General features: G+C 56.8%; 20 protein-coding genes. 12 read left to right on the top strand and 8 right to left on the bottom strand.

All coding sequences use genetic code 11. From position 1 onward, the window contains the following. Window positions 1-81: 81 nt before the first annotated feature. The 3 genes from QV747_RS14555 to QV747_RS14545 form a co-directional block, all read right to left on the bottom strand. The gene (locus tag QV747_RS14555; protein WP_273432484.1) at window positions 82-1,806 is read right to left on the bottom strand and encodes an alpha/beta hydrolase; all 1,725 of its coding nucleotides are present in this window, start codon (window positions 1,804-1,806) and stop codon (window positions 82-84) included. 118 nt (window positions 1,807-1,924) lie between these two features. Then, window positions 1,925-2,617, bottom strand: coding sequence for an N-acetylmuramate alpha-1-phosphate uridylyltransferase MurU (murU, locus tag QV747_RS14550; RefSeq protein WP_273432483.1), 693 nt, complete (start codon window positions 2,615-2,617; stop codon window positions 1,925-1,927). Window positions 2,618-2,685: 68 nt separating this feature from the next. After that, window positions 2,686-3,678, bottom strand: coding sequence for an aminoglycoside phosphotransferase family protein (locus QV747_RS14545; protein WP_273432482.1), 993 nt, complete (start codon window positions 3,676-3,678; stop codon window positions 2,686-2,688). Between the two features lie 64 nt (window positions 3,679-3,742). On the opposite strand from QV747_RS14545, the gene QV747_RS14540 reads away from it, so the two are divergent. The 6 genes from QV747_RS14540 to QV747_RS14515 all read left to right on the top strand — a co-directional run bounded on the left by QV747_RS14540 (window position 3,743) and on the right by QV747_RS14515 (window position 10,767). Further along, on the top strand, window positions 3,743-5,923 hold the full coding sequence (locus tag QV747_RS14540) for an LPS-assembly protein LptD (protein WP_273432481.1): 2,181 nt from the start codon (window positions 3,743-3,745) through the stop codon (window positions 5,921-5,923). Between the two features lie 11 nt (window positions 5,924-5,934). Beyond that, window positions 5,935-7,248 carry a peptidylprolyl isomerase gene (locus QV747_RS14535; RefSeq protein ID WP_273432480.1) on the top strand — a complete coding sequence of 438 codons (1,314 nt, stop codon included), beginning with the start codon at window positions 5,935-5,937 and terminating at the stop codon, window positions 7,246-7,248. After that, window positions 7,248-8,270, top strand: coding sequence for a 4-hydroxythreonine-4-phosphate dehydrogenase PdxA (gene pdxA, locus QV747_RS14530; RefSeq protein ID WP_273432478.1), 1,023 nt, complete (start codon window positions 7,248-7,250; stop codon window positions 8,268-8,270). Before QV747_RS14535 ends, pdxA begins: the two co-directional genes overlap by 1 nt. A 19-nt stretch (window positions 8,271-8,289) precedes the next feature. Then, window positions 8,290-9,075, top strand: coding sequence for a 16S rRNA (adenine(1518)-N(6)/adenine(1519)-N(6))-dimethyltransferase RsmA (rsmA, locus tag QV747_RS14525; protein ID WP_028449869.1), 786 nt, complete (start codon window positions 8,290-8,292; stop codon window positions 9,073-9,075). A 73-nt stretch (window positions 9,076-9,148) separates the two neighbouring features. Continuing rightward, on the top strand, window positions 9,149-9,889 hold the full coding sequence (locus QV747_RS14520; protein ID WP_273432493.1) for an amino acid ABC transporter ATP-binding protein: 741 nt from the start codon (window positions 9,149-9,151) through the stop codon (window positions 9,887-9,889). A 128-nt stretch (window positions 9,890-10,017) separates the two neighbouring features. Then, entirely contained in the window at window positions 10,018-10,767 is a 750-nt protein-coding gene (locus tag QV747_RS14515; protein WP_273432475.1) for an ABC transporter substrate-binding protein, read from the top strand. On the opposite strand, the gene QV747_RS14510 is transcribed toward QV747_RS14515, so the two are convergent. The 5 genes from QV747_RS14510 to QV747_RS14490 form a co-directional block, all read right to left on the bottom strand. Then, the gene (locus QV747_RS14510) at window positions 10,764-13,373 is read right to left on the bottom strand and encodes an EAL domain-containing protein (protein WP_273432473.1); all 2,610 of its coding nucleotides are present in this window, start codon (window positions 13,371-13,373) and stop codon (window positions 10,764-10,766) included. The genes QV747_RS14515 and QV747_RS14510 overlap by 4 nt on opposite strands. A 94-nt stretch (window positions 13,374-13,467) precedes the next feature. Then, window positions 13,468-15,759, bottom strand: a complete 2,292-nt coding sequence (gene topA, locus QV747_RS14505; protein ID WP_273432471.1) for a type I DNA topoisomerase — start codon at window positions 15,757-15,759, stop codon at window positions 13,468-13,470. An 89-nt stretch (window positions 15,760-15,848) separates the two neighbouring features. Further along, a complete protein-coding gene (locus QV747_RS14500) occupies window positions 15,849-16,307 on the bottom strand; it encodes a DUF494 family protein (protein ID WP_047393616.1) in 459 nt (152 codons plus the stop codon). A 10-nt stretch (window positions 16,308-16,317) separates the two neighbouring features. Further along, window positions 16,318-17,433, bottom strand: coding sequence for a DNA-processing protein DprA (gene dprA / locus QV747_RS14495; protein ID WP_273432470.1), 1,116 nt, complete (start codon window positions 17,431-17,433; stop codon window positions 16,318-16,320). Between the two features lie 2 nt (window positions 17,434-17,435). Continuing rightward, complete coding sequence (locus tag QV747_RS14490) at window positions 17,436-18,506, bottom strand: LysM peptidoglycan-binding domain-containing protein (protein ID WP_047393613.1); 1,071 nt, start codon at window positions 18,504-18,506, stop codon at window positions 17,436-17,438. Between the two features lie 158 nt (window positions 18,507-18,664). Between QV747_RS14490 and def the strand changes: the two genes are divergently transcribed. The 6 genes from def to QV747_RS14460 all read left to right on the top strand — a co-directional run bounded on the left by def (window position 18,665) and on the right by QV747_RS14460 (window position 25,520). Next, window positions 18,665-19,162, top strand: a complete 498-nt coding sequence (def, locus tag QV747_RS14485; RefSeq protein ID WP_273432467.1) for a peptide deformylase — start codon at window positions 18,665-18,667, stop codon at window positions 19,160-19,162. Window positions 19,163-19,229: 67 nt separating this feature from the next. Next, a complete protein-coding gene (gene fmt, locus QV747_RS14480) occupies window positions 19,230-20,156 on the top strand; it encodes a methionyl-tRNA formyltransferase (protein WP_273432465.1) in 927 nt (308 codons plus the stop codon). A gap of 62 nt (window positions 20,157-20,218) precedes the next feature. After that, window positions 20,219-21,520, top strand: coding sequence for a 16S rRNA (cytosine(967)-C(5))-methyltransferase RsmB (gene rsmB, locus QV747_RS14475; RefSeq protein WP_273432463.1), 1,302 nt, complete (start codon window positions 20,219-20,221; stop codon window positions 21,518-21,520). Continuing rightward, complete coding sequence (locus tag QV747_RS14470; protein WP_288791521.1) at window positions 21,477-22,106, top strand: DUF4390 domain-containing protein; 630 nt, start codon at window positions 21,477-21,479, stop codon at window positions 22,104-22,106. Before rsmB ends, QV747_RS14470 begins: the two co-directional genes overlap by 44 nt. Beyond that, window positions 22,103-24,229 (top strand): HAMP domain-containing histidine kinase, encoded by a 2,127-nt coding sequence (locus tag QV747_RS14465; protein ID WP_047393607.1) that lies wholly within the window; start codon window positions 22,103-22,105, stop codon window positions 24,227-24,229. Before QV747_RS14470 ends, QV747_RS14465 begins: the two co-directional genes overlap by 4 nt. Beyond that, window positions 24,222-25,520, top strand: a complete 1,299-nt coding sequence (locus QV747_RS14460; protein WP_047393605.1) for a sigma-54 dependent transcriptional regulator — start codon at window positions 24,222-24,224, stop codon at window positions 25,518-25,520. Before QV747_RS14465 ends, QV747_RS14460 begins: the two co-directional genes overlap by 8 nt. Window positions 25,521-25,526 lie beyond the last annotated feature (6 nt).

Raw genomic sequence — 25,526 nt, 5'->3', positions numbered from 1 at the left:
CACGCAGCCATGCCAGTAATGTTGCGGAAAAACAAACCCGCCGCAAATGGGCGGCGGGTGCGGGGGTGCATGTCGCGCCGTTTATTCAAGCACGTAAGTACCGGGTGCGGCGCACAGCTTGGCGTGTTTGCGACTCGACAGTTTGGGCTTCACCTGATTACCCGACTGCGGGCGCAACCATTCCACCCAATTGGACCACCAGCTACCCGCCACCTGCGTCTGGCCGGCTAGCCAGTCCTCAGCGCCGGCGCCTTTAGTTGGCGTGCCCTGCCAGTAGCTGCGTTTACACTTGGGCCCCGGCGGGTTGATGATGCCGATGATGTGGCCTGAGGTCGATAAGGTAAATTGCACTGGCCCAGCCACGCGCTCGACCAGCGTGTAGGTTTGCTTCCACGGCGCGATATGGTCTTCTTCGGCGCTGACCATATAAATGGGCTGGGTGATCTGCCCCAGATCGATGGGCTGGCCCGCCAGGGTGAGGGCGTCGGGCTGAACCAGTTTATTGTGCCAGTACAGCTCGCGCAGATAGGTGTGGTGCATGCACTTGGGCATGCGGGTGGTATCCATATTCCAATACAGCACATCAAAGGCCATCGGCGTTTCACCGAGCAGATAATTGCTGGCCCAGTAATTCCAGATCAGGCTATTGCTACGCAGCAGGCGAAAACTCGCCGCCATGTCTTTGCCATCCAGATAGCCTTTGTTTTCCATAATCCGGTCGATGTAATCGAGGCCATCTTCATCGATAAAGACTTCGATATCCCCCGGCCGAGCAAAATCGGTCAGTGTGGTGAGCAAGGTGGCGCTTTGCACCGGCACTTTGCCCGGCTGCGCCCGATTGGCCCAGGCCAGATAAGTGGTAACCAAGGTACCACCAATACAATACCCCAAGAGATTAACTTTATCGCTACCGGAAATCTCGCAGGCCACATCAATAATCTGCGCCACGCCGTCGGTGAGGTAATCATCCAGCCCCACTTCGCTCATGCTGGCATCAGGGTTTTTCCAGCTGGTGACAAACACCGAAAAGCCTTGGTCAACCAGATACTGGATCATGCTCTTTTGCGGATTCAAATCCAGCACGTAGTATTTATTGATCCACGGCGACACCAGCACCAGCGGTACCTTATGCACGGTGGGGGTATTAGCTTCAAAGTGAAGTACTTCAAGGAGTTTACCGCGATACACCACGGCACCCGGAGTAGTGGCGAGGTTTTCGCCCACCTTAAAGGCGCTCAGATCCGTCATGGAAATATCGCCACGCGCCATATCGGCCAGGAAATTCTGCCAGCCTTTCGCCAGGCTCTCGCCGCGGGTTTCTAGCGCAGTGGCCAGCGCATTCGGATTGGTCAGCAGGAAATTTGTCGGCGCCAAGGCATTGAGCCATTGGCGTAACCAGAAGGCGCTGATACTGCGTTGCTGCTCATTCAAGCCCGGCGTAGCGTACAGGCAATTTTGCAGCCAGCGGGTATTGAGTAAATACAGCTCTTTGATGCTGTCCCAGTACGGTGAATCGCACCAGACCGGATCGGCAAAACGTGGGTCTTCGGGATGAGGCGGAATCACATCGGTGTCGGGCTCGCCCCAGTAGCGGCGAGTGGCAAAGCCCAAGAGGCGGATTAAATCCCGATTGTAAGTGCCGCATACTTCCAAGAGCTGCTGCGGATGGGCCAGCCAAGCCTGATGGGCTTGCTGCGTGGTGGCCCACAAACCGAAGGGATCGAACAGCTGCCGCATCTGATGCTGCAGGGTCTGATTGCGCTGCTGTTGTTCGGCAGCGAATTGCGTGACGACTTTCTCAGGCATGATGGCGGCTCCGCGCGGCGATATCTTTCAATCTACGCTGCAGCGCAGCAATTTTCAATGGCCATTTTACCGCCTGACCATCCGCATCAGCCCGACCTCAATCGCCCCCTGCCGCCAGTCAGTCGCCAAGGCGCTGCAATGCCACCGTTCGCGCCCATTGCAGCCGCTCAACCGTACCTACATCCAGCCATTGCCCCTGATGCAAGCTGGCACTCACTAGCCCCTGCGCCATGGCCTCGCGCAGCAAGGGGCCAAGCTTGGCCGGTTGGCCGGCTGGCGTTTGCGCAAACAAGGCCGGGTGATACAACCCCACACCGCTAAAGGTGTAGAGCGGGCTGCCATCAGCCACGGCCAGCCCTGCCGCAAGGCCAAAATCACCAGCGGGGTGATGCTCGGGATTGGGCACCAAAATCAGATGCGCCAAGCGCCCCGGCGCCAGGCTTTGCAGCACTGGCTGAGCAAAATCAATGTCGGTAAACACATCGCCGTTCACCACCAGAAATGGCGTTGCGCCATCCGGGCTTAATTGCGGCAAGGCCGTGGCAATGCCGCCGGCGGTTTCCAGCGCCTGAGTTTCCGCTGAATACGTCAGCTGCAGGCCATAGGCCGCGCCATCTTGTAACCGTGCCTCAATCTGCGCCCCTAGCCAGGCATGATTGATGACCACTTGCGCAAAGCCCGCCGCCCGTAGCGCCTGCAGGTGCCAGCCAATCAAGGGCTGCCCAGCCACATCCAGTAGCGGCTTGGGGGTGGTATCGGTGAGCGGGCGCATCCGTTCGCCACGGCCTGCGGCCAAGATCATTGCTTTCATTCAAACATACCCGTCGCAGTATCAGGCCGTAGCGCAATGATATTGCGAGCTACCGCCCGATACCCACATTAAAAGGTAAAACCGGATTCCACTGGCGTGCCATGCAGATTCAGCAGCAGGCGCCCCAGCGGCGTCAGCTCGCGATAGCGCAGACATACCTGGCGCACATATTCGAACACGCGCGGCTGATCGGCCAGATATTGCGGCTTACCATCACGCAGATTCAGGCGCGCAAACAGCCCCAAAATCTTGATATGCCGCTGCAAGCCGGCCATTTCAAAGGCGCGGTAGAAATCGGCAAAATCTTCCTGCACTGGCAGATGCGCTTCGCGGGCTTGTTCCCAATAGCGGATCGCCAGATCAAGTACAAAGGCTTCGTTCCAGGTGACATAAGCGTCGCGCAGCAGCGACACCAGATCGTAGGCCACCGGGCCTTTTACCGCATCCTGAAAATCGATCACCCGCAGCGCCTCACCCTGCACCATCAAATTGCGGCAGTGGTAATCGCGATGCATAAACACCGTGGGCTGCAGCAGGATTTCGCGCTGCAAAAGCTGGCAGCTATGCGCCCAGATTTTTTCTTCGGTGGCGGTGAGGGTATGGCCAAATTGCTGACCGATATACCACTCTTTGCAGATATCCAGCTCGCGCTGAATAAAGGCTGCATCAAATACCGGCAAGCCTTCATCTAGGGTATGTGCCTGCAATTGAATCAAATCGTGGATTGCACGCAGATACCACCCCTTGGCATTCTCTTCATTCAAGACTTGCGCTAGCGTGACATCACCTAGGTCTTCCAGCAGCACCAAGCCCAGCTCAGGCGCATGGGCGTGCAGCTGCGGCACTGCCACGCCGGCACCGGCCAGCTGCGCCTGCCGCTGTACAAAGGGCTCGGCGCTAAATGCCGCCGGGTCAAAATCCATCACGATCGCCGTGCGCTCAGGCCAGCGGGCCCGCCAGTATTGGCGCACACTGGCATCGCTGGCGGCCAAGGTCAGCTCACTGGGCGCTTGCCCCATGACCTGACTGAGCCAGCTGGTAATTTGTTCTTGTCGGTTCATGCGAGGAAATCCAATCGAATCTGCTAGAATCGTCGCATTCTACCAGTTAGCTGAACAAGGCCACATGCCGTTGCGCCATTCACCGCCCTTTCACCTGTCGATTCTGAAACTCTCACTGGCCATTTTGCCCTGCTGGGCCTTCGCCGAGAGCGCCCCGCCCACTCCCGCCGAACCGCCGGTCTTTATCGAAGCCGATCAGGCCATGGTGCAGGAAGGCGAATACACCGAAGCCCGCGGCAATGTGGTGATGAACCGCGATGCGGTCGAGGTGGAATCCGACTGGGCGCGCTACCAGTTTGCGGCGGACAAATTACTGGCGGGGGATCAGGTCAAACTGAAAAAAGATGGCGACACCATCTGCGGCAAGCAGCTGGACATCACCTTGGGTACGCGTGAAGGCGCGCTCAATGAGGCCACTTACGAATTGAACTACGGCCAAGCCCGCGGGCAGGCCGAAAAGGTAGATTTCGAGGGCAAAGATAAATACCGCGTGCACAAAGGCAATCTCACCACCTGCTCGGTGGAACAAAACGCCTGGTATGTCCACGCCCGCGAAATGCAGCTCGATTACACGCAAAACTACGGTCAGGCCTGGAATGGCTGGCTAGAATTTCAGGGCGTACCGATTTTCTACTATCCGTGGATCGATTTCCCACTGGATGGCGGGCGCAAAACCGGTTTTTTAATGCCGAATTTTAATTACAGTAATCGCAACGGTTTTGAGCTGACCACGCCGTTTTACTGGAATATAGCGCCCAACTACGACGCCACGATTTTCCCGAGTTATTTCTCCAAGCGCGGCATGATGCTGGGCGGAGAGTTTCGTTATTTGCAGCCAGAATACCGCGGGATGCTCAAGCTGGAAGGTATTGATGACAGCCTCGCCAACGATCGCCGCTATAGCCTGCTGTTTCAGCATAGCCAGCAGCTGGCTGACCGACTGCAGCTGGATTTAAACTACCAGCGCGTGTCGGATGATAAGTATTTCAGTGATTTTGGTGATCGCTTGAGTGTGGCATCGCAAGTCAATCTGCCCCAAGAAGCCGTGCTGAGCTATTCGGGGAGCAACTGGTCGACCTATCTGCGGGCGCAACAATACCAAACGCTGCAAAGTACCACCTCCCCCGTCGAAGAGCCCTATCGTCGTCTGCCGCAGTGGTACGCCAGCTATAACCCAAGCTTGGGGTATGGCACGCAAAGCAATGTCAGCGCCGAATTCACCCGCTTTACCCACGACACCAAAGATCAAGGCCAACGCAGTTGGATTTACCCGACTGTGAGCCTGCCGCTGGCGAATCAATACAGTTTCCTCACCCCGAAACTTGGGGTGCATGCGACGTACTACAGTACCGAAACCGCCAACGGCCGCGATCTAGGTAGCGAGAGCCGCGTGCTCCCTATCGCCAGCCTGCACGGTGGTTTGTTCTTCGAGCGTGAGGGCAGCCTGTTTGGCAGCAACATCATCCAAACATTGGAACCCCAGCTGTATTATTTGTATGTGCCGTACAAAGATCAGTCCAAGCTGCCTAACTATGACTCTGGCGCCACGGATCTTTCTTGGTCGGGCCTATTTGCCGAGAACAAATATTCGGGCAATGACCGGATCAACGATGCCAACGAAATCACCCTGGCGCTCAACAGCCGCATTTTTGATGACGAGAGCGGGGTTGAACGCTTTTCCGCCGGGATTGGCCAGCGCCTGTACCTGCATTCACCGAAGGTGGGCCTCTCGGGCAATCTGACCGATGATCAGGTGAAAACCTCGGACATGCTGTTCTTGCTTGGCGGCAATTTACCCTACGATCTGCGCGTGGATTACAGCCTGCAGCACAATACGCGGGAAGACAAAACCGTGCGCTCCGATGTCAATCTGAACTGGCACCCGGGTGAATTCAAAACCTTGAATCTGCGCTACAGCGTGAACCGCCTAACGAATACCGAGCAACTGGATACCAGTGCGCAATGGCCGCTGGGCGGGGGCTGGTACGGCGTTGCCCGCTATAACTACTCGCTGAAAGACAATCAGGCGCTAGAGGCGCTGGCCGGGGTTGAATATAATGCCGGATGCTGGGCGCTGCGGATCGCGGCGCAACGCTTTATCACCACCAATAGCGAATACAAAACCAATTATTTCCTTCTGCTCGAACTGGGTGGCTTGGCCGGCATCGGGATGAACCCGATCTCAGCTTTGCGCCAATCGATTCCTGGCTATGCGGATACATACGCATCGCCCAAATTGCGTTAAACAGGTTTTCTATGACAAGCAGCCCTAAACTCAGCTCTTTGCTTAACCGCATCCGCTACAGCGCGCCGCTGATTGCCGCCTTGCTCAGCGCGGGCGCCAGTGCCAGCGTGGTGACCGTCGATCGCGTGGTGGCAGTGGTCAATCGTAGCGCCATTACCCAGGTCGAGCTGGCGCGTAAAGTCGATACCATCAAGCAAAATCTGGAACGGCAAAAAGTAAAATTGCCACCAGATGATGTGCTGCAACAGCAAGTCCTCGACCGGATGATCATCGACCAAGTCCAGCTGCAATATGCCGAGCAAAGTGGTTTGCGCATCGATGATCGTCAGCTAGAAATCGCCTTGAACCGCTTGGCCGAGCAAAACCAGCTGTCGCTGCCCGAGTTTCGCAAAAAAGTTGAGGCCTCCGGCATCACTTGGCGCCAGCTACGCGAAGACATTCGCCAGGAAATCACGCTGGGCCGGCTGAAAGAGCGCGAAGTGGATAACCGGGTGGTGGTCACCGAGTCGGAAATCGATGATTACCTGAAAATCGCCGGCAGCCGCGCCAAACAGGAATACGAGCTGGCGCAAATCCAAGTCAATATCCCAGAAAACGCCACGCCGGAACAAGTGCAAGCCAAACGCGCACGGATCCAGAATGCCCGCCAAGAATTGGCGGATGGCAAAGCGTTTGCCACGGTCGCCGCGAGTTACTCGAATGATGCAAGCGCCACCAAGGGGGGCAATCTGGGTTGGCGTGCTGCCGGTTCATTACCGCCAGCCTTTACCGCCCTGCTGGATAAAATGAAACCGGGTGAATACACCGATATCGTACGGACTCCGGTGGCCTTCCACATCTTCAAACTGCTGGATAAGCGCGATCAGAATCAAAAAGTTATTGTGAAGCAAACTCACGCTCGCCATATCCTGATCCGTAGCAACGAGCTGGTATCCACCACCGATGCACAGCAAAAACTGCAGCAAATGCGCGCCCGCATCATGGCTGGCCAGGATTTTGCGCAAGTCGCGAAAGCCTTCTCCGAAGACCCCAGCGCAGCCAAAGGCGGGGATCTGGGCTGGCTCAATCCGGGTGAAACAGTGCCGCAATTTGAACAGGCCATGGATGCGCTGGCGCTCAATGAAATCAGCCAGCCGGTGCAATCGCCCTTTGGTTTTCACCTGATTCAGGTGCTAGAGCGCCGTGACCAAGACGTGACGCTGGAACAAGCCCGCTTCAAAATCCGCAATGAGCTACGCCAGCGCAAAGCCGAAGAGCAATACGAAGACTGGCTGCGCCAATTGCGTGACCGCGCGCGGATCGAAATCCGCCTGAAGGACGAATAATGCAGGCAGCTGTTGCGCCACTGGTCATCACCAGTGGCGAGCCGGCGGGCATCGGCCCGGAAATCTGTGTAAAAGTCGCCGCCGGCGCCTTGCCGCATCCCTGCGTGATTCTGGGCAACCGGCAATTACTGATCGAGCGCGCCACCTGCGTCGGGGTAGACCCGGCCTTGGTGGCAAGCTGGCCAGCTTATCAGGCTAACCAGCTTTCAGCAGAACACCCGCCGGTGGCCATTGCCGACGTGCCACTGGCCGCGCCCGCCCTAGCTGGCTCGCTCAACCCGGCCAACGCCCACTACGTACTCACCCTGCTTGATCAAGCCATTGCCGGCTGTCAGCGCGGTGAATTTGCCGGCATGGTCACAGCCCCGATTCACAAAGGGGTGATCAACGAAAGTACTGATGGCGGGTATTTCTCTGGACACACCGAATACCTTGCCGAGCAGACCAATACCCCCCAAGTCGTCATGATGCTGGCGGGCGAATATGGCCAGCAGCAGATGCTGCGGGTCGCACTGGCAACCACGCATTTACCACTGCAAGCCGTGTCAGCAGCCCTGACGCCGGATTCTTTGCGCCGCACGCTACAGATTTTGCATCATGATCTGCAGCAGCATTTTGGCCTCGCCCAGCCGCGCATTCTGGTGGCGGGGCTCAACCCGCATGCGGGCGAATCCGGACATATGGGGCGCGAAGAAATCGACGTCATTATCCCGGTACTGAATGAATTGCGCGCCCAAGGCATGCAGCTGATTGGGCCGCTACCGGCCGACACCCTGTTTAATCCGCCCATCCTAGCGCAGGGCGACGCCGTGCTGGCGATGTACCATGATCAGGGCTTGCCGGTGCTCAAGTTCGCCACTTTTGGCGCGGGCATCAATATCACCCTGGGCTTGCCCTTGATCCGCACTTCGGTGGATCACGGCACGGCGCTCGATCTGGCGGGCACCGGGCGCGCCGAAACCGGCAGTTTACTCGCCGCCTATCAACTTGCCAGCCAGCTGGCGGCAGCGCGCGCAGTCTAAAGTTTTCAAAGGAATTTGTATGGCCCATATCCCGCGCAAACGCTTCGGGCAGAATTTTTTGCAAGATCAGGGCGTGATTGCCGGCATTATCAATGCCGTGGATCCGCATAAAGACGATGCCATCGTGGAAATCGGCCCCGGCTTGGCGGCGCTCACCGCCCCGCTGCTCGATCGCGTACCGACCCTGCATGTGGTCGAGATCGATCGCGACATCGTGACGCACCTTTCCGCCCGCTATAGCGCTGAGCGGCTGGTGATTCACAATATCGATGCGCTGCAATTCGATTTTGGTGCGCTGGCGCGCCAGATTGCCCCCGGCGGCCGAATCAAGCTCGTGGGCAACCTGCCCTACAATATCTCGACCCCGCTGCTATTTCATCTGGCCAGCTTTGGCGCGGTAATCCACGATATGCACTTTATGCTGCAAAAAGAAGTGGTTGACCGCATGGTGGCCGAACCGGGCACCACCGATTACGGCCGCCTCTCGATCATGCTGCAGTATCGCTATTTGATGGATCACATCATTGATGTACCGCCTGAAAGCTTCGATCCGCCGCCAAAGGTGGATTCGGCTGTGGTGCGGATGGTGCCCTACGATACGCTGCCGCATCCGGCCGTGAACGAAGAGCACCTGCAAAAACTGGTGATCACCGCCTTTGCCCAGCGCCGCAAAACCATCCGCAATAATCTCAAAGGCATTGCCAGCGATGAACAGCTGGCGGCGGTAGGGATTGAGCCGAGCTGGCGGCCCGAAAACATCAGCGTCGCGCAATATGTGGCGCTCTCGAACACCCTCGCCAGCTAGGGTTTTCCCCGCTAGGCTGGCCCCAACAAAGACCGGACAATCAAAGGCTTGATTGATGAATGCACCGACAACAATGATCCGCTTCGAGCAAGTAAACAAATGGTATGGCCGCGACCACCATGTGCTGAAGAATCTGAATCTGGAAGTGAAACAGGGCGAAGTGGTCGTCGTCTGCGGGCCTTCTGGCTCGGGTAAATCAACGCTGATCCGCACCATCAATCAGCTAGAGCCGATCAATGACGGCCAGATCTGGGTTGATGGCATTCAGGCCAATAGCCCGAAAACCAATATCAACAAGCTGCGCGAAGAAGTCGGCTTTGTGTTTCAGCACTTTAATCTTTACCCGCATCTATCTGTGCTGGAAAACATCACCATTGCCCCAATTCAGGTGAAAAAGCAAAGTAAAGCCGAAGCCGAAAAAACGGCGCTGGAACTGCTGGAGCGGGTGGGTTTGGCGCATAAAAAAGACGCCTACCCCAGCAATCTTTCCGGTGGCCAGCAACAACGGGTAGCGATTGCGCGCGGCCTGGCGATGAGCCCACGGGTAATGCTGTTTGACGAGCCGACCAGTGCGCTGGATCCGGAAATGATTGGCGAAGTGCTATCGGTGATGAAATCGCTGGCCGAATCAGGCATGACCATGATGGTGGTGACCCACGAAATGGGCTTTGCCCGCGAAGTAGCCGACCGCATCATCTTCCTCGACCAAGGTGAGATTCTGGAAGACACCACGCCAGAAGCTTTCTTCACCAACCCGTGCACCGATCGCGCCAAGCAGTTCCTGCGCCAGATCCTTGCGCCGCTGCACCAATAACCCCCACCGGGTATATTCCAGAAAGCCATTCGGATGAATGGCTTCTTTTATATACCTTACTAGATTCACAAAACAGCGCTGACTGGCTAAGCTAATAGCTCTACCCATCGCTATGGCGGCGCTATTCGATGTCTGTGTTCCGACTTTTATTTTGCTGGCTGAGCATCAGTTGCCTTGGCGCAGCCAGCAGCTGGGCCGCCAGTGTAGTGCCCATTTATACCCATTACGATTACCCACCCTTCCTCACCGCTAAACAAGGCCTAAGTCGCGACTTGGCCGACGAGCTCACCCGCCGCAGCCAAGGGCGGTATCAGTTTGTGGTGCAACTCACCCCGCGCAAACGGCTGGATTTATTGCTCGCCCAGCCCAATTGGCAAGGGGTGGTACCGTGGGTCAACCCACAATGGTTTCCTACGACCCAAGGCGGGCTCTGGAGCGACATGCTGTTTCTGGATGCCGATCTGGTCATCAGCCGCAAACCGCTGCAATACAGCAGCCCGGCCAGCCTCACGGGGCTCACCTTGGGTGGTATTCTGGGGCACCATTATATGGAGCTGAGCGACGCCCTCAACAGCGGTCAGGTGCAACGCGACGACGCCCCTAATCAGGAAAGCAATCTGCGCAAACTGGCCTCGGGGCGAGTGGATGTGATCTTTGTGCCGCAAAGCAGCTGGGGGGATTACCAGCACACCAATCCGAGCCTCATCGAGGGCTTAAGCGTGGCGCGCCAGCCGCGCAATCATTATCCGCGCCAGCTACTGGTGTCGGAGCGGCAGCCGGCACTGGCGCAATTTGTACTCACTGCGGTACGCGAGCTCAATGCCGACCCTGCGTGGCAGCAAAAACTCGCGCCCTATCGCTTTGCCAACCCGCGTTAAGTGCGGGCCTGCATCCCCAGTCGCATCCAGAGCTCCGCCACCCCTGGCGGCACCGGCTGGCTAAAGTAAAAGCCCTGCATATAGTGCACGCCCATGCCCTGCAGAAAGCGCACCGTCTCGATGTTCTCCACCCCTTCGATCACGAGATCAAGCTGCAAGCCCTGCGCCATTTGCGCAATCGCCTGCATCACCCGGCGCCCTTCTTCGGTATGCAGACGCTGCGAGAACGACACATCCACTTTCAGCATATTGGCCGGCATTTCATGCAGCTGCGAGAGCGAAGAATAACCAGTGCCAAAGTCATCAATCGCCAACACAAAGCCCGCATTGGCCAGCTGGCGCAGATGGCGCATTTGCCGCGCGTAATCGGTCAGCGCAATGCCTTCGGTAATTTCGATAATAATATCGCTTGGCCGCAGCTTGAATTGCGCCAGCCGCTCCACCATTTGCGGTACAAAGGTTGGCAGATACAGCTGGCTGCGCGAGATATTCACCATCAGCCGCTGGCTTAGCCCGGCCTCGCGCCAGTCGCGCAGCTTGGCAAAGGCTTGCAGCATAATCTGCTCGGAGAGTTCCTGAATGAGCCCGACTTTTTCTGCCATCGGGATAAACAGCTCAGGACTAATCCAGCCGCTCTTGTCATCTTGCCAGCGCGCTAGCGCCTCTACCGCCATCACTTCACCGCTGCGAGTATTCACAATGGGCTGGTAAAACACCTGTAGGCCACTGTGCTGAATGGCGCTCGAGAGCCGCGATTGAATCGCCACATGCTCCCGCCCCAGCGCTTTCAAATGCACGATATCACTGTAGAAACACACGCTATTGCGACCGGCGTGTTTGGCGTGATACATGGTGTGATCGGCCGCGGAGAGCAGCTCTTCGCCACTTTCGGCGTTATCCGGGTAAATCGCGAAGCCCAGCGAGATTGTGGGCTGGGTTTCTACGCCGTTGATCAAAATACCTTGCCGCGCAGCGAGGCGCAGGTTTTCGGCAATCACGGCCAGCTGGCGCTGATCGTGTAATTCTGGAATCAAGGCCACAAACTCATCACCGCCCCAGCGCGCCAGCAACCCGCCCTCGGGCAAGGCACCCTGCAGGCGATGGGCCAGGGTAATCAGCAGTTCATCGCCGGTCTTGTGGCCAAAGGCATCGTTGATTTGCTTGAAGTGATCCAGATCGATAAAGCCCAGCGCTACTTTATGCTGCAAGCGCGCCGCTTCATCAATCGCCCGGTGAATTTCATCATCCAGCAAAATCCGGTTGGGCAGCCGGGTCAGGCCATCGTAGAGCGCCATCTGGGTGATGTTTTGCTCATTGATATGCGCCACGGTGACATCGCGCAAGACCCCGCGCAAGGCGGTAATGCGCCCTTCTGGCCCGCGATGCGCGATCAATCGGAGCTCCACCCAGATAAAGTCGCCATCTGAGCGCAGCAACCGGAAACGCAAGCTGGCGGGCTCAAGCGATTTTAACTGCTGGCTCATCAAGGCTTGCAGCGCCGTGGCGTCTTCCGGGTGCACCCAGGTGGTGAGCGGGCGGCCCAGCTCGGCCGCCACTTCGCGGCTCTCAATCGCCCGCAGATTAGCCCAAGCCGCAGTCGCCTCGACCAGAATGCCGCTCGGCAATAAATCGACGATGGCCTCTTCCAACAGATTCAGCGTATCGAGCATCGTGCGCTTGCGCGCAGCATCTTGCATCAGCACGGTAACGTCTTGCAGCAGTACCACGGCTTGGCGTTCATGGGTTTCGCCCACCGGCTGAATGCGCACCAGCAAGCTCACTTCCTGTTGCGGCAGATAGCAATTAAATTGGCGGCTGGCCTGTCCGGCCATGATCGCCGGCAAGGCCCGGATGAGCTCATTGGCTAGCTCATAAGGCAAGACCGCTGCCATCGGACGATTGAGCAGTTGCTCGGCAGCGGGCAAGGCCGGGTGGCCAGACCAGACCTGCCGCACCACACCCTGCGCGTCCAGCTCGAACACCATATCCTGCGTGGCGCCCACCAGCGCCCGCAGCCGCTGCTGATTGGCCAGCGCTTCGCTTTCCAGCCGCGCCCGTACCAAGGCTTGCGCCACATGGTTGGCCAACATCGACAGCAGGCGCAGCTCGACCGAATCACGCTGATGGCGCTCGTCGTCATTCAGAAACGCCAAAAACCCGAACATTTCGCCACGCTGCAGCAGCGGAATACACAACAGCTGCCGCACGCCCACCTGGGCCAGCAGCATCTGTTCGGCCAGCGGTAACTCCAGCAGCGATTTATTCAGCACCATGCCCACAGCCAGGGTATCTGCCAGCAAGGCATACTGGTCATAGTCTAGATGCAGAAACGGCTCGGGGGTATATTGGAGCAGACGACAATCGGGCCGCCGCCAGGCGGCCACCAAGCGGGCTTTGCGCTGGCCTTCATTGAGATAAAGGCCCGTCATCCCGCTGGCCGAAGCCTGACCCAAGACCTGCAGCATATCTTGCAGATATTCAGGTTCTTCCGGATGCGCGAGGATATTCACAACGCTATCAAAAGCGTTGAAATAGGTGTGATAGGTGCCCAGTGCCTGCTGCTCAGCCGGGCCTAGCGGAGAAAAACCAACCGAATCAGAGCGCAAAATTCCACCTCTGCTCGCTACCAAGCCATGGCTGGCAGCCAAAAACGAACGGGGATTGTCGCCAATCCCCGTCTTACATGCTGGCGTGGGGCCGTCAGGCTTTTGGCGCTGGCGGCTCAATCACCTCACTGTAGCCACATTCTTTCTGCGGACAAACTTTTTCCGTTCCGCGGCGCTTGGTGACCTTGATGGTCATCACGGGCCACTGGCACTGCGGGCAAGCTTCGGCAATCGGCGGGTTCCATGTAGCGTATTTGCAATCCGGATAGGTATTGCAGGAATAGAACATCTTGCCATAGCGGCTCTTGCGCTCAATCAGGCTGCCTTTGTGGCATTCAGGGCATTCTACGCCAGTGTCTTTCGGCTTTTCCAATGGCTCGATGTGCTTACACTTCGGATAATTGGAGCAACCGATAAACTTGCCATAGCGCCCCACTTTGATGTGTAGCGCCGATTCACATTTCGGGCAGGTGCGATCAGGTACCACTTCCGGCTCGACCGGCGCGGCATTCGGATCATCGCCCAGATTGCGGGTGTAGTCACATTCTGGATAAGCGGTACAGCTGATAAAGCGGCCACGCTTACCCAGCCGGATCGAGAGCTTATTGCCACATTTCGGGCAATCTTCGTCCAGCGCCTCGTGGGTGACTTCCGCCCGCGACAGCGCTTGCTTGTCTTCGACCTGCTTGTGGAATTTCTTCCAGAATTCTTCCAGCACCGGCACCCACTCACGCGAGCCGGTGGAAATTTCATCCAGCTTGTCTTCCAGCTTGGCAGTGAAGTTGTAATCCACGTACTGCGTGAAATGCTCGGTCAGGAATTTATTCACCACTTCGCCGGTGTCGGTCGGTGTGAAGCGCTTTTTATCCAGAATGACGTATTCGCGGTCTTTCAGCGTGTAGATGATCGAGGCATAGGTTGAAGGCCGGCCGATGCCGAACTCTTCCAGCGATTTGACCAAGCTGGCCTCGGTAAAACGCGGCGGTGGCTGGGTGAAATGCTGCTCGCCATAGATCTGCTCGACAGGCAGTACATCGCCTTCGGTCAGAACCGGCAGGCGCGCTTCGTCTTCATCGTCTTCAACATCATCGGCGTCTTCTTGATAAACCGCCATAAAGCCTGGGAACACCAAGGTTTGCCCGGTGGCGCGGAATAGATTTTCCGGCCCACCCACGGCGATATCCACGGCCACAGTATCAAACTTGGCCGCAGTCATCTGACAGGACAATGTCCGCTTCCAGATCATCTGGTAGAGCTTAAATTGCTCTGGCGACAAAAAGGTTTTAACCGATTCGGGCGTGCGCAAGATCGAAGTAGGACGAATCGCTTCGTGGGCTTCTTGCGCGTTTTTAGCTTTGTTTTTGTACACCACCGGCGCATTGGGCAGGTAGTCTTTATCAAAGTGGTTGGCGATAAATTCGCGGATTTCAGTGAGCGCATCATTGGACAACGCCACCGAGTCGGTACGCATATAGGTAATCAAACCGACGGTTTCACCACCCAAGTTCACCCCTTCGTACAGCGACTGGGCCGTGCGCATGGTGCGATCGGTGGTAAAGCCCAGTTTTCGCACCGATTCCTGCTGCAACGTGGACGTGGTGAATGGCGCAGTGGGTGAGCGCGATTTCTTTTTCTTTTCCACCGCGTGCACTTGTGCAGGCTGACCTGAGAGGCTGGCTAGCACTTTGGCTTGGGTGGCTTCATCCGGAATATCGAACTGATCGAGCTTATTGCCTTGCCAGGTCGTGAGCTTGGCCGCAACTTTGCTGCGACCTTTTTTGGTATCCAGATGGATCGTCCAGTATTCCTGCGCGGTGAAGGCGCGGATTTCCAGCTCACGCTCACAGATCAGTCGCAAAGCCGGGCTTTGCACGCGCCCAGCCGACAAGCCGGTACGCACTTTGCGCCACAACAGTGGCGAGAGATTAAAGCCCACCAGATAATCAAGCGCACTGCGCGCCTGCTGGGCATTAACTAGGTTGAAATCCAGATCACGCGGGTGGGCCACCGCCTGCTTCACCGCTGTTTCGGTGATTTCGTGAAAAACCACGCGCTTGAAGGTTTTTTCCGGATTCAGCAGCTTTTTCGCTTTCAGGATTTCCAGAATATGCCAGGAAATCGCCTCGCCTTCGCGGTCCGGATCGGAAGCTAGAAAGACATGATCGGCACGCTCAACGGCCTCACAAATGGCATCGACATGCTTTTTGTTTTTGTCGATGACCTGATACTTCATCTTGAAGCTGTTATCCGGATCGACCGAACCACTCTTGCGCACCAGACCACGCACGTGGCCATACGAGGCCAGAATCTGGAAGTCTTTGCCGAGGTATTTTTGCAGGGTTTTCGCCTTAGAAGGCGACTCAACGATCAGGAGATTAGCGGGCATGATTCCCCGTTACGGTTACAAGTTCGAAGGATGGCGATAACCAAGCTACGGTCACCGCCAATATATATATCAAGCTTTGCGGATGCTTTTCAATGGTAAGCCGCGCCGTCGCGGCCGAACAACAGGTCTTCGATCAGGAGATTAGACAATGCATCTCGCTTTTGCCAAATGACCATCAACACGATCAGCTTCAGGCGCTCAGCGCCCACCTCGCCGTCGGGCTCACGCCAGAGGCGATCGAGCACCAGCTCACGTTCACCGGTACTCAGCAGGCGGGTGGCATCGAGCGAAAAGAAAAATTGTGCCGCTTCGTCTGACAGACGCTGTACTTCATTTTGCTGCAGCGGCCGATAGGCAATGCCCTGCTCGTCGAGCGCCAAATAAGGGGTGATATCCAGCTGTTTGAGCTCCCCCAGCCAAGTCAGCGCATCATGAATATCCTCGCCCTCAAAACCGGCCAACGACAGCTTTTTGGCCACCTGCGAGACATCTGGCAGGCCATCTGCGTTGTAAAATTGTTCAAATAAATAGGCAAGTACTTCAAGCATGATTGGCGTCTTATTTTGCAATGCCCAGTCGCTGATACCGGTTCCCCGGCAGACTGGCCACTTTACCTTCCAGTTCCAAACCCAACAGAATCGCGCACAGCGCCTCGCTCGTCAAGCCGCTTTGCAACACCAGCCAATCAAATTCAACCGCGTCCCACCCCATTAAGCCCAATAATGGCGACTCTTCGCTTGGGGTTTCAAGGCCCGCACTCGGCGTTTTTTGCGGCGAAAGATCCAACGCCAAATTACCGGCCAGCTCTTCCAGAATATCTGCCCCGGCCTCGACTAGTTTTGCGCCTTGCTTGATCAAGCGATGGCATCCTTTGGCCACCGGCGAATGAATCGAGCCCGGAATGGCAAACACTTCACGCCCCAAATCCGCCGCCTGTCGCGCGGTAATCAGCGAGCCACTTTCCAGCGCCGCCTCCACCACGAGACACCCCGCTCCTAATGCCGCAATCAGGCGATTTCGGCGGGGAAAGTGCTCAGCCTTGGGCGGCGAACCTAAGGCCAGCTCGGATAGTAATAGCCCTTGCGCGGCCAAGTGATGTGCTAGCGCCCGATTCGCAGCCGGATAGACGCGATCAAGCCCAGTCCCCACCACCGCGATGCTGCTACCCACCCCACTCAGTCCACCGCGATGGGCTGCAGCATCAATCCCACTGGCCATTCCGCTAATTACACACACGCTTTGCTGCGCTAGAAACGCCGCAAACTGCTCGGCATTGGCAATGCCCTGTGCCGTGGCATTGCGACTACCGACCACACTCACCGCCGGGCGAGTAAGCAAACTCAAATCGCCCTGCGCATACAGCAGCGGCGGTGGGTCAGGCAGATCGAGCAGGCGCTTGGGATAGGCCGCATCGGCCAGGGTAAGTAGTTGGCAATTAGGCTGCGCCAACCAGTTGGCTAGCTGCGCAAATTCGGCATCCAGATTGCGCTCGGCCATTTGGCAGATCGCTGTCGCAATTGAGGGCGATACCAACTCGGCCAGTGTTTTCTCGGTGGCGGATAAAATAAAAGCGGGCTCACCCAGAGCCCGCAGTAATCCGACCAAACCACGGGGGCCCAGCCCATTCACTAAGCTCAGGCGCACCCATTGCTGCAGATCTTGATCCAGCGTCAAGTTTATTCCGCTGGCGTTGCCGCTTCAGCAGCCACCACATCTCCCTGGTTCACTGGCATCGTACTATCCAGCACCAGCGCATAAGAGAGCTGCGGGAAAACGCGATAGATAAAGAGATTGGCATTTTTGATCGGAGGCGTCAGACGATCAGGCTCGCTTTTATCTTCCTTCACTACTTGCCGTGGTGGCTTATAGCTAAACATCACCGTACCAATGTCCACGCCATCAAGGGCGCCCTTGTTCACCACTACGGTCATCAGTGAGCCCACTTCACTCACTCGACCAAAGGTCGCGGCCACTTTGCCTTGCAAGGCTTGCGGCGGCAGATGCGGTGCGTAGTTGATAAAGGTGCGCTCCGGCGCCTTCATCAAGCGGTCGCCCACCTGAATTTCCCGCACCGCCGACACGACTTTCAATGTCACCACATCGCCTTCACGCTGGATGCGAACATCACCTAGGTACTGCACTTCCATACCGAGGGTTTCTTTGTCGTTATCCGGATTTTTGATGTCTTTGCCTTGGCGGAACACCTGATAGGTATCGCCGGCCTGAGCTTCGTTTAGCCCAACCGCATAGATTTGATCCCCCGGCACATACATCACCCGATTATCCGAGCCTGCAGCCACCCGCGGGGCAGCCTTGAAGGTGGGCAAATCCATCACCAGCGGCTTGTAGAGGAAAGGCTCGATCGATTGCAGCGAGATACTTGGGGTCGCATCGCGATCCAGTGGCGACACGCGCACGCGCGGGCTGAGTTTGCCGTTGCCGCCACGTCCGTCGGCTTTGCTGTTTTTCAGCAGTTTCAGGCGTGGTTTGCCACTACTGCGATCCAGTACAATCACATCACCGGGGTAGATCCAGTGCGGATTTTTGATCTCAGTTTTGTTCAGTTGCCAGATTTCTGGCCAGCGCCAAGGCTGTTTGAGGAATTTGCCCGAGATATCCCACAGCGTATCGCCTTTGACCACCACGTAGCGATCTGGCGCATTGTCTGCCAGCTTCAACTCGTCGGCATGGACGGCACCGGCCATCACGCCGGCGGCCAGTAGGAAGGATATAATCGATTTACGCATAGTGTGAGCCCAGTTCTCGCCAGCAACAGCAAGGATTTTTTGATATTTGAACCTTTGCAGGGCAATGTTGCCACTATTCAAATATCTATATGATGAATTAAGCTAAAGCAATTATTTAACCGATTCTGCAGCATAAACTTTTGGTCTAGCAAGCAAAGATGGCAATTCTTAATATTTTGCACTACCCCGACGAGCGTTTGCACACTGTGGCGCAGCCCGTTACCGAATTTGATGCGGCTTTACAACGGCAAATCGATGACATGGCCGAGACCATGTATGCCGCGCCGGGTATCGGCTTGGCCGCCACGCAGGTCAACTACCACTATCGGCTGATCGTGATCGACACGTCCGAGAGCAAAGACGACTTATTAGTGTTGATTAACCCCGAGATTATCGAAATGAACGGGGTCACAACTTACGAAGAAGGCTGTCTGTCGGTGCCTGGCATTTACGAAGAAGTGGAGCGGGCCGAGACTATTAAAATCCGCGCGCTTGATCGCAACGGCCAAGCCTTTGAGCTGGCGGCTGATGGCCTGCTGGCGATCTGTATCCAGCATGAGATCGATCACCTCAATGGCAAAGTGTTTGTTGAAAAGCTCTCGCGCCTGAAACTGAACCGCATTGTGCAAAAACTGAAAAAACGCAAAGCCATGTAAACGCATGGCCCACGGCAAACGCCAGCAGCGGCTGGCGTTTTTGCTTTTGCCCACCCGAGATTGAAGCATGAAGATTATTTTTGCCGGCACCCCGGATTTTGCCGCCAGCGCCCTTAGCGCCCTGATTGCAGCCGGCCATGAGATTGCCCTGGTGCTCACCCAGCCCGATCGCCCCAGCGGCCGCGGCATGAAGCTGACTGCCTCGCCAGTGAAAACCGTTGCCTTGGCACATGGCTTGCCGGTGTATCAGCCGGAAAAACTACGCACCAGCGAACAACAGGAACCCCTGCAGGGTATCAATGCCGACGTGATGGTGGTTGCGGCTTACGGGATTATACTCCCGCAGGCCGTACTCGATTTACCAAGCTTTGGCTGTCTGAATATTCATGCCTCACTGCTACCACGCTGGCGTGGTGCGGCGCCGATTCAGCGGGCGATTTTGGCGGGCGATGACGCAACCGGCATCACCATTATGCAAATGGATGCCGGCCTGGATACCGGCGATATGCTCAGCATCCACACCACGCCGATCAGCGCGCAAGACAACGCCCAAACTCTACATGACAAATTGGCTACCCAAGGTGCCGAGGCGATTGTAGCCGCTTTGGCCGATCTACCTACCTTGCAAGCCCAGCGGCAGGTACAGCCCGCAGCCGGCGTCACTTACGCCGAAAAGCTAAAAAAAGAAGAGGCGCAAATCGACTGGCAACAAAGCGCCGACACGCTGTGCCGCATGATCCGCGCGTTTAACCCCTTCCCCAGCGCACAAACCACGCTCGACGGCCAAGCAGTAAAAATCTGGCAAGCCAGCGTCTGCGCGGGTGATGGCGTCGCAGGCGAAATCCTGGCGGTAGAAAAAGACGCGCTGCTTGTCGCCTGCGGTAGCGGCGCCTTGCGGATTAGCGAATTACAAAAGGCCGGTGGCAAGCGTCTTCCCACCCAGGCTTTTCTCGCTGGCAGCCCGCTCACGGCGGGGCAACGCTTTGGCGCCTAAGGGGTATACCCCTGTAGTTTTTATTTAATAAGGCCTAGCGCCATATACCCTAGAAGAAGCGGATGTTACTGACCCAAACCCTGGCTTGTGAAACGCTGTTTGCTGTGCTCGGCGGACAAAATCTGACCGAAGCCCTTGGCACCACTTGGCGACAAAACCCCAACCTCACCCCGCAGCAGCGTGGCGCCGTGCAGGACATTAGCTACGGCACCTTGCGGCATCTGGGCCTGCTGGAGGCGGTATTGCAGCAGCTGGCCACCAAGCCAGTGAAAGAGCAGGAAGTGCGGATTTTGCTGCTGATCAGCCTGTATCAGCTGCAATTCACCCGCGCTGGCGCCCATGCGGTCGTCGATCACGCGGTTGAAGTGGCCAGCAAAATCGGCAGCGGCAAAGCCAAAGGGCTGGTGAACGCGGTGCTGCGCAATTTCCTGCGTCAGCAAGCCGAACTGATTAGCGCCGCGCAAAAGAACGAACGCGGCCGCTTTAGCCATCCTAAATGGTGGCTCACCGCCATGAAGCAGGCTTATCCCAAGCAGTGGCAACAAATCTTGCAGGCCAATAACAGCCATCCACCGATGACTTTGCGAGTGAATTGTCGCCACACGAGCGCCGAAGCCTATCTGGCGCGCCTCAACGAAGTCGGCATCACCGGCCGCATATTGGGCCCGCAAGCCATACAGCTGGATAAACCGCAAGCGGTGGATGCGCTGCCTGATTTTGCAGCAGGCTGGGTATCGGTGCAGGATTGGGGCGCTCAGGCTGCCGCTTATCTGCTCGATGTGCGCGATGGTCAGCGCGTACTCGATGCTTGCGCGGCTCCGGGTGGTAAAACGGGCCATTTGCTGGAATTGGCCGAGCTGGATTTACTGGCACTGGACGCTGATGCCAAACGCCTAGAGCGCGTGAGCAATAACCTCGAACGGCTGCAATTATCGGCCCGCACGGCCTGCGCCGATGCCGCCGAACCCGCGAGCTGGTGGGATGGCCAATTGTTTGATCGCATTCTGGCCGACGTACCTTGTTCAGCCACGGGTGTGACTCGCCGCCACCCGGACATCAAATGGCTGCGCCGCCCCGACGACTTTGCTGAATTACAATGTCAACAAGAAAAAATATTAGATCAGCTTTGGTCACTCGTAGCGTCAGGCGGCAAACTACTGTACGCTACGTGCTCTGTGTTTCCGGCAGAAAATCAGGCCGCCGTGGCAGCATTTGCCGCGCGCCATCCCGATGCCATCGCCGAACCTTTGCAGCACCCGGCCATTCCTGCCGATCTGATTCGCGACGGACAGGGTGGGCAGTTATTACCCAATGCAGATCATGATGGTTTCTTTTACGCGTTATTTCGCAAGGCTGCAGCTTAATCTGGCGGCCTGGCTTCGCCTGTTCCTGCTGCTGGCCGGGCTCATGGGTGCGCTTGGCACCCATGCTGCCGGCATTAAAACCATCAAAACCGAAGCCGATATCCTTCCGCCCCGCATTGAGCTATTTGCCCGCTTCACCGTGAGCCTGAATCCAGAGCTGGACGAGGCTTTGCGCAATGGCCTCACTCTTCCCTTTGTTTACGAATTCAAACTCACCAAGCCTCGCCTGTATGCCTGGTACCGGCAAGTGGCCGAAGGGTTTGGCCCCAATGCCACGGCCACCCATCGGCTGAGCTTTCAGCCACTGACCAAGCAATATCGCATCGCGGCCGCCGGTGTAGTGCGGCATTTTAATAGCCTCGATGAAGCCCTCACGGCCTTGGGCACGCTGAAAAACTGGGTGGTGATGGATGGCGCAGATCTGCAAAGTGAAGATTTTGCCGGCAAGCTGCGACTGCGACTGGATGGCTCACAGCTACCCAAAGCCTTTCAGCTCAGCACCATCGGCAACAACAACTGGCAACTGGAATCAGGCTGGAGTGAGATCCAGCTGCGTCGGCCGGCCGAAACGGAGCCTGTGCAGTGAAACGCTGGTTGCTAATTATTGGGGCCTTGGCCACAGTCCTGCTGTTCTTGCTCGCCACTGCCTCGGGCAACACCTCGCATTTTTCTAATTATTACGGCTTAGTGCTGGGGCTGAATGTGGCCCTGCTACTGGGCATGGCCCTATTTGTTGGCACGCGCATGACACGCTTGCTGGGACGGGTAAAACGCAAGGTGTTTGGCTCCCGCCTGACCTTGCGCATGGTGTTTATGTTCTCGCTGGTGGCGGTCTTACCCGGCGCGCTGGTGTACACGTTGTCGGTGCAGTTCTTAAATCGCTCGATCGAGGCGTGGTTTGATGTTCGGGTAGATAACGCCCTGGATCGCGGCCTGAATCTAGGGCACAACGCCATCGAGTTTCAGCTGGCCGAGCTCGAGCGCAAAGCCTCGGTTATTGCTTGGGATGTCCACGACAATAGCGTGAGCAGCCTACTGCCCCGCCTATCCAAACTGCGCGAACAAACCGGCGTGCAGGAAATCACGCTATTTGATGACAACAACCAGCTCTACGCCAATATCGGCAACGAAATGGCACCGCTAATCCCGCAGCTACCCTCACGTGATCTGGTGCGCAAAGCCGTGATTGGCAGTTACAAAGGGATTGAAAAAGGCGATAACGGCGCGCTGATGATGCGGGTGATCGTACCGATGCCCGACAGCGACATCAGCAATCGCGTGCGGCTACTGCAACTGATGCAGCCCGTGCCGACCCAGCTGGCGCAAGATGCCGAGCTGGTCGAGCAAGTGCGCAGTGATTACAAACAGCTCGCGCAGTCGCGGCAAGGGCTTAAACTCATTTACAGCCTAACACTAACGATTGCCCTCACCATTGCCCTGCTGGGCGCATTGGCGCTGGCGATTTACCTCTCGGACAAACTCGCCGCGCCCCTGGGCGTGCTGGCCGCGGGAACGCGCGCGGTGGCGCAAGGGGATTTCACCCAGCAACATCCGGTCATCAGCCGCGATGAGCTAGGCATCCTCACCCATTCCTTTAACCGCATGACCCGCCAATTGGCCGATGCGCGCGACAAGCTGGAAGAAAACCAGGCCGAGCAGGCCGAGGCCAAAGCCTATGTCGAAGCAATTTTGGGCTCACTTTCAGCCGGCGTGCTGTCGTTTGATGAAGAATGGCAGCTGCAATCGGCCAACCAGAGCGCCTTGCGCATTTTGGGCTTAGACCCAGAGCGTATTCATGGCCAGCCCTTATCACGCTGGAATGAAAGCTACCCGGCCCTCACCGCGTTTTCGGCCCACACCATTCACGGCTTTTTGTCGGATGAAGAAGTCTGGCAGCGTCAGATTGAGCTGGCCGAAGAAAAACGGGTGCTGCTGGTACGCGGCACGCGGCTGAGCCAGCTAATTGATGATGCAGAAGATCTGCATGGTTATGTACTGGTCTTTGATGACATCACCGAGCTCTTGTCAGCCCAGCGCGACGCGGCCTGGGGCGAAGTGGCCCGCCGCCTGGCGCATGAAATTAAAAACCCGCTCACGCCAATTCAACTCTCGGCCGAGCGGATGGAAATCAAACTGGTAGATAAACTCGACCAGACTGGCGCGGAATTTCTTACCCGCAACACCCAGACCATCATCAAGCAGGTGGCGGCACTCAAGCAGATGGTGGATGCCTTCCGCGATTATGCGCGCAAGCCATCGGGCAAGAAAAAGCCGCTGGATCTACTGGCGCTGGTGCAAGAGGTGTTGGTGCTGTACGAAGCGGCGCCAGTATTACGTGAATTTAGGGTACACGATGCCCTGATGGTGAATGGCGATGCGACTCATCTGCGCCAGGTCATTCACAACCTGCTGCAAAATGCGCAAGACGCGATTGCCGAGGCCGAAGAAAAACAGATTTGCCTTATTCTCGAAAAAGACGAAAAATGGGCGCGTCTTTACATCGAAGATAGCGGCAAAGGTTTTGCTCCAGACTTACTGCCTAGGGTTTTTGAGCCTTATGTAACATCCAAGGCCAAAGGCACCGGATTAGGTCTGGCGATCGTGAAAAAAATTATCGAAGAACATCACGGGCGGGTACAAGTGGGCAATGCCACTGGCGCCTTCGTTCGGATAGAGTTGCCGCTCTGGGAGGAAACAACAAGTGGTTAATCAGGAAATTTTGATTGTTGACGACGAAGTTGGCATTCGCGAACTGTTGTCAGAAATCTTGCTTGATGAGGGGTATAGCGTTGCACTGGCCGAAAATGCTGAGGCTGCACGCAAATACCGTAATCAAGCCGAACCAAAACTGGTCTTGCTCGATATCTGGATGCCCGACACCGATGGCGTCACCCTGCTCAAAGAATGGGCGCGCAATGGTCAGCTGACCATGCCGGTGATCATGATGTCGGGCCACGCCACCGTGGATACAGCCGTTGAGGCCACCCGCATTGGCGCGCTGGATTTTCTGGAAAAGCCAATCGGCTTGCAAAAACTGCTGGCGGCAGTCAAACGGGCTTTTGCACAACCCGCTGCCACGGTAAAGCCGACGCAGGGCCTGCAGAGCCTCGGGAATAGCAGTGCCATTCAGGCACTGCGAGAGGCACTTGATCAGGTAGCAAGTCAGACCCTGCCCATCATCCTGACCGGCGAACCTGGCGCCGGCTTTGAAGCCTGCGCGCGCCACCTGACCAAGGCCAATGGCGGTTTTGTGTCGCCCACTTCGAATGAAGAGCTGGCTTTGCCACCGCAAGATATGCTCAATCGCGCTGCCAACGGCACGATTTTCGTGCGGGATATCGCCTGGCTGGATCGCAAAGCCCAAGCCGGCTTGCTGAATTTGATTCCAAAACTGGAAAAACAAAAAGTTCGCCTGGTAACGGCCTCTACCCGCCCACTCGATCAGCTCACGGGCCAAATCGAGCCGGAATTGCTGCGCCAGCTGACGCAGATCATTGTGCCGGTGCCGGCGCTGCGCAATCATGCCGAGGATATCCCGGCGTTGGCGGAAAGCCTGCTGGCGCAGACCGTAGCGACCAATAAACTGGGCGTGCGGCGTTTTTCCAAATCAGCTCTGCAGCTGCTCAGCCAGCAAGAATGGCCTGGCAATATCGACCAACTGGCCAATGTGGTTAAAAGCCTGGCCCTTACCGGTCGGGATGGCGATATTGATATTCTGCCGGTGAGCCGCCTTCTGGCCCAGCTCTCGCCCGAATCGCAAGTTGCCACCGCCGAAGTGCAGCAAGCCATGCCGCTGCCGCAAATCGATCTGGATTTGCCGCTGCGCGAAGCGCGGGATCAGTTTGAACGCTTTTATCTGGAACGCCAGATCGAGCTCTCCAACGGCAATATGAGCCGCGTGGCCGAGCGCATTGGTCTGGAGCGCACGCATCTGTATCGCAAGCTCAAGCAATTGGGCATTCAGATGCCGCGCAAGCTGCGCAATCTGGAAGAAGCGTAAGCCACT

Source organism: uncultured Chitinibacter sp., assembly GCF_945957625.1.
GTDB lineage: Bacteria > Pseudomonadota > Gammaproteobacteria > Burkholderiales > Chitinibacteraceae > Chitinibacter > Chitinibacter tainanensis.
Note: the sequence above shows the minus strand (reverse complement) of the source record. Positions and strands in the feature narration are given on the sequence as shown.